The sequence below is a fragment of the Candidatus Accumulibacter aalborgensis genome (assembly GCF_900089955.1).
Lineage (GTDB): Bacteria > Pseudomonadota > Gammaproteobacteria > Burkholderiales > Rhodocyclaceae > Accumulibacter > Accumulibacter aalborgensis.
On sequence record NZ_FLQX01000050.1, the window covers coordinates 1 to 3,951 of the forward strand.

General features: G+C 59.8%; 4 protein-coding genes. All 4 read left to right on the top strand.

The annotated features are described in order from the left end of the window. Positions 1-390 precede the first annotated feature (390 nt). On the top strand, positions 391-1,806 hold the full coding sequence (locus tag ACCAA_RS04395; protein ID WP_186406033.1) for an ABC1 kinase family protein: 1,416 nt from the start codon (positions 391-393) through the stop codon (positions 1,804-1,806). Positions 1,807-2,158: 352 nt separating this feature from the next. Further along, on the top strand, positions 2,159-2,689 hold the full coding sequence (locus tag ACCAA_RS04400; RefSeq protein ID WP_245754429.1) for a hypothetical protein: 531 nt from the start codon (positions 2,159-2,161) through the stop codon (positions 2,687-2,689). A gap of 24 nt (positions 2,690-2,713) precedes the next feature. Then, on the top strand, positions 2,714-3,196 hold the full coding sequence (locus ACCAA_RS21910) for a hypothetical protein (protein WP_186406034.1): 483 nt from the start codon (positions 2,714-2,716) through the stop codon (positions 3,194-3,196). Further along, a partial coding sequence (locus tag ACCAA_RS04410; RefSeq protein WP_281193162.1) for a heavy metal-binding domain-containing protein occupies positions 3,193-3,951 on the top strand: 759 nt, incomplete at its 3' end. The genes ACCAA_RS21910 and ACCAA_RS04410, both read left to right, overlap by 4 nt.

The following is a 3,951-nucleotide window of genomic DNA, read 5'->3' on the forward strand; positions in this document are numbered from 1 at the left end:
CTTCCCGACCGTACGCGGGATATTTGGAGCCCTTAGACCTTGGCCAGGGGAGGACGTAACAGGGGACGCGAGCAATAAGCGGGGGTGTCTCAGCGCAAGGAGAGGATGATGTGAAAGACGAGCTTGCCCCTTACCGCGACAGTGGTCGCCACCCGGTGAACGGCCTTCCCATCACGGTCGGGAGAATCCCATGGCGATAATGATCGACACGGAGAGGATCAGCATACTGCGAGTGGCGCCGCGACTCCTGCAGGTTCTGCGCGTATTTGCCCGACACAAACTTCTCGGGGCACTGTTCGGCAAGAGACACTGGCCGCCGCCGAAGGAGGTAAGAGAAACCGCCGAAGAACTGGGGCTCGTCTTCCTCAAATTCGGGCAAGTGCTCGCGCCATGCGGCGCGACCTGCTGCCGGCCGCCTACCTTGATGAGCTGGCGCTGCTGCACGACCAATTGCCGGCGATTGGCATTGACGCGGTGCACGCGACGGTCGAAGCCGAACTGGGTGCTCCGTTAGCGGCGTTGTTCTCATCGTTCGCCGAAACGCCATTAGGCGCCGCGACCATCGCCCAGGTGCACGAGGCGACCTTACCGGACGGGCGGCGCGTAGCGGTGAAGGTACAGCGACCGGGCCTTGGCGCCATGATCTCCACGGATATCGCGGCATTGAGCTACCTGGTAGCACTGGGCGAAACGCTCTTTCCGCGTCTACGCGTACTCGACCTCCCTGTAGTGGTGCGTGAGTTTGCCAAGAGTCTTGACCGGGAGACCGATTTCAATCGCGAAGCACGTTCCATCGTGCTCTTTCGCACCGCGATGGCAGACTTCTCTGACCTCTGGATTCCGGATGTTGTCGCGGAGTACTCGCGGGGAAGCGTTCTCACGCTGGAGTTCTCGGCCGGCGAACGGGTGGATTTCTACGCCAGGGTGCACCCCGAAACGATGCCGCGATCGATGAACACCCTGGTCACGCTGATGCTGCAAACGATCTTCGAAGAAGGCTTGTTTCACGCCGACCCGCATCCCGGCAATGTTTTCGTTCTCCCCGATGGACGGCTCTCCCTGCTCGATTTCGGGAACACCGGCGAGCTTGACGAGCCAATGCGCGAATCGCTGATCCTGCTGCTCGACGCCGTTGTCAAAGGCGATGCGCGGGCAGCCACCGAGGCCTATCTCGAAATGGCTCCGGCGAGCGAAAACGTCAATCGTGCAGCCCTGTTGGTAGACATCAAGGCCGCACTCCATGAAATCCGCCGGACCAATCTGGCGAATGTGTCAATCGGGAACGCATTCGATTCACTGTTGCGTGCCGGAAGCCGGAACGGGGTACACAATCCAGGCGAGTTTGTCCTGCTGACGCGAGCTTTCGTCATCCTGGAGTCGATGATAGGCCAACTCGCACCAGACCATGACTACATGGAATCGTTTCGCGAAGAGATCTCACGCCTGATTGCACAGCACTTCTCACCAGCGCGGATAAAGGAAAAGACGACCAAGCTGGCGCGCGAAACGGAGCGCTTGATAAGCGATGCGCCCAACGACACGCGACGCGTCCTCCGACGTTTCGCCGACGGCGATCTCGGCCGACTGCCGGGTTTGGAGGCTCTCGGAGCTCGCTTCAGCCGCAATCTCGAGCGGCTTGCGAGTTCCATCGCTTTCGCCGCGCTCGTCATCGGCGGCTTGATGCTGCTGCTGACGCCGACGGGCGGCTGGCATCATATTCTCGGCGAAGGAATGATTATCAGCGGGATCGTCGGCATGGTCATCGCAGGTATTGGCGCATTACGTCGTGACCATGGCCAACGCTGACGCTTGCCTTCTGAACGCAGGTGAGGAGATCACCTCGTCATCGACAACGAAATACCTGGCGATCAAAAGCCGAACATTCATACCCTATGTGCGGTGACCCACTGACCACGGTGGGCAAGACACAGTACGGTACACACGGGCGGGCTGTTGGGCGGCGGCGAAAGGCGGTGTTCGTATCGCAGCCATTCCCCGAGTGTCATCGTGCTTCAATTCACCCTCTGAAAGGAGCCCCTATCATGGACGCTACAGTCAAGATGGTTCTTGTCATCGCGTTAGTCGCCGCAGTCCTGCTATTGCTGTTTTTTGGTGACGGAATGACCACCGGGACGATGAGTGGCGGGATGATGGGGAGATGAAGCGCGGACGGAATTCGCTCGCCATGGCGCTGCGCTTTGCTTGTTGTCGTTTCAACTCTGAAAGAAAGACCATCATGAAAACCCCAATACTGGTTGCCGCAATCATTGCCTGCGTCGTGTCGGCGCCTATCGTATCGGCGCAGGACAAACCCGTGTCCGCCAAGCCGGCGACGAGCATGGACATGGACAAACAAATGTCCCAGATGCAGCAGAACATGAAAACCATGCAGGTGCAGATGGAAAAACTCCGGACGACAACCGACCCGAACGAACGCCAGAAACTGATGCAAGAGCACATGCAGAGCATGCAGGAAAACATGAAGACGATGCGCAACATGGGCGGCCCGATGATGATGGGCAGTGGCCAGAGCGGGAGCATGATGGCCATGGGCCGCCAAAAAGACATGGCAGGGGGCGAGATGATGCAGCACCAGGCAATGATGGAAAAACGCATGGACATGATGCAGATGATGATGGAGCAAATGTTGCAGCACGATCAGGCAATGGCGCCGATGCCTGCCAAGTAACTCAGGGAGAGCGTCGTTAACGCTATGGCACGTGCAGGCCTGTGGTCGGCGCTCGCCTTCGTTTTGAATCTGATGTGGGAAATCGCGCAGGTCAGGCTCTATACGATCTGGGCAGCAGCGGACGGCATGAGTGTCGCATGGGCCCTGCTTCATTGCACCCTGGGCGATGTCGTGATTGCACTCGTGATGTTCGCGCTGGCCGGCATGGTGCTCTGGCGCGCCGACTGGCCAGCGTCGCTCCCATGGACAGGCGGCGCCATTGTGGTGATCGGCGCGATGGCTTTTACCGCATGGAGCGAATGGTACAACGTCTATCGCGTCGGCAACTGGGGCTATACGGCGAGCATGCCGATGATCTTTGGCCTTGGTCTCTCCCCGCTATTGCAGTGGCTGATCTTGCCGCCCGTGATGGTGGTTGTCTATCGAACGCTAGGTTCCGTGCTGTTCGGCCGGCACAGCACGCAAAGCGCGATCCCAACCCACGAAGTCACGAGGATCCAGCCATGAAGGCAGAGGTGAATCATTTGCATCAGGCGCACGCTCACGATCATCCGCACACGGGATCCACCCGTCCAGGCGCTGTAGCGGCAGCGAGCAGCCCTCGTTACACCTGCCCGATGCACCCGGAGATCGTGCGTGACGCACCGGGCAGTTGTCCGAAGTGCGGCATGGCGCTGATACCGATAGTCGCGGCCATCCCGCGTGCCGCCGAATATACCTGCCCCATGCATCCGGAGATTCGCAGCCCGCAGCCCGGCAGTTGCCCCAAATGCGGGATGGCGCTGGTACCGGTCGCGCGGACTGTAAACACTGACGAGTCCGAATTGCGTGACCTCACGCGCCGGCTATGGCTCGGTATCGCGTTGTCAATTCCGCTCGTCGTCCGTGCGATGTCGCCGATGATCGGCCTTCACGACTTGTTCGGTCTGCAGCCGCGGCCACGTGGCTGGGTCGAGTTTGTGCTGGGGACACCGGTGGTGCTATGGGTCGGCTGGCCGATCCTGCGCAAATTCTGCTTATCGCTCGTTCATCGTGACCTCAACATGTACACGCTGATCGGGCTCGGAGTCGGCCTTGCCTATGGGTTCAGCCTCGCCGCCGTGTTTTTCCCCGGCGTGTTTCCAGCGGAATTCCGCGAGCATGACGGTGCAATAGGGACTTATTTCGAGGCGGCGGCAGTGATCGTGACCCTGGTGATGCGTGTCCTTTCGGCAATGCTGCGTGAAATCCCAGCGCTGGCCTGGTACCTTGGTAGGCCCGTA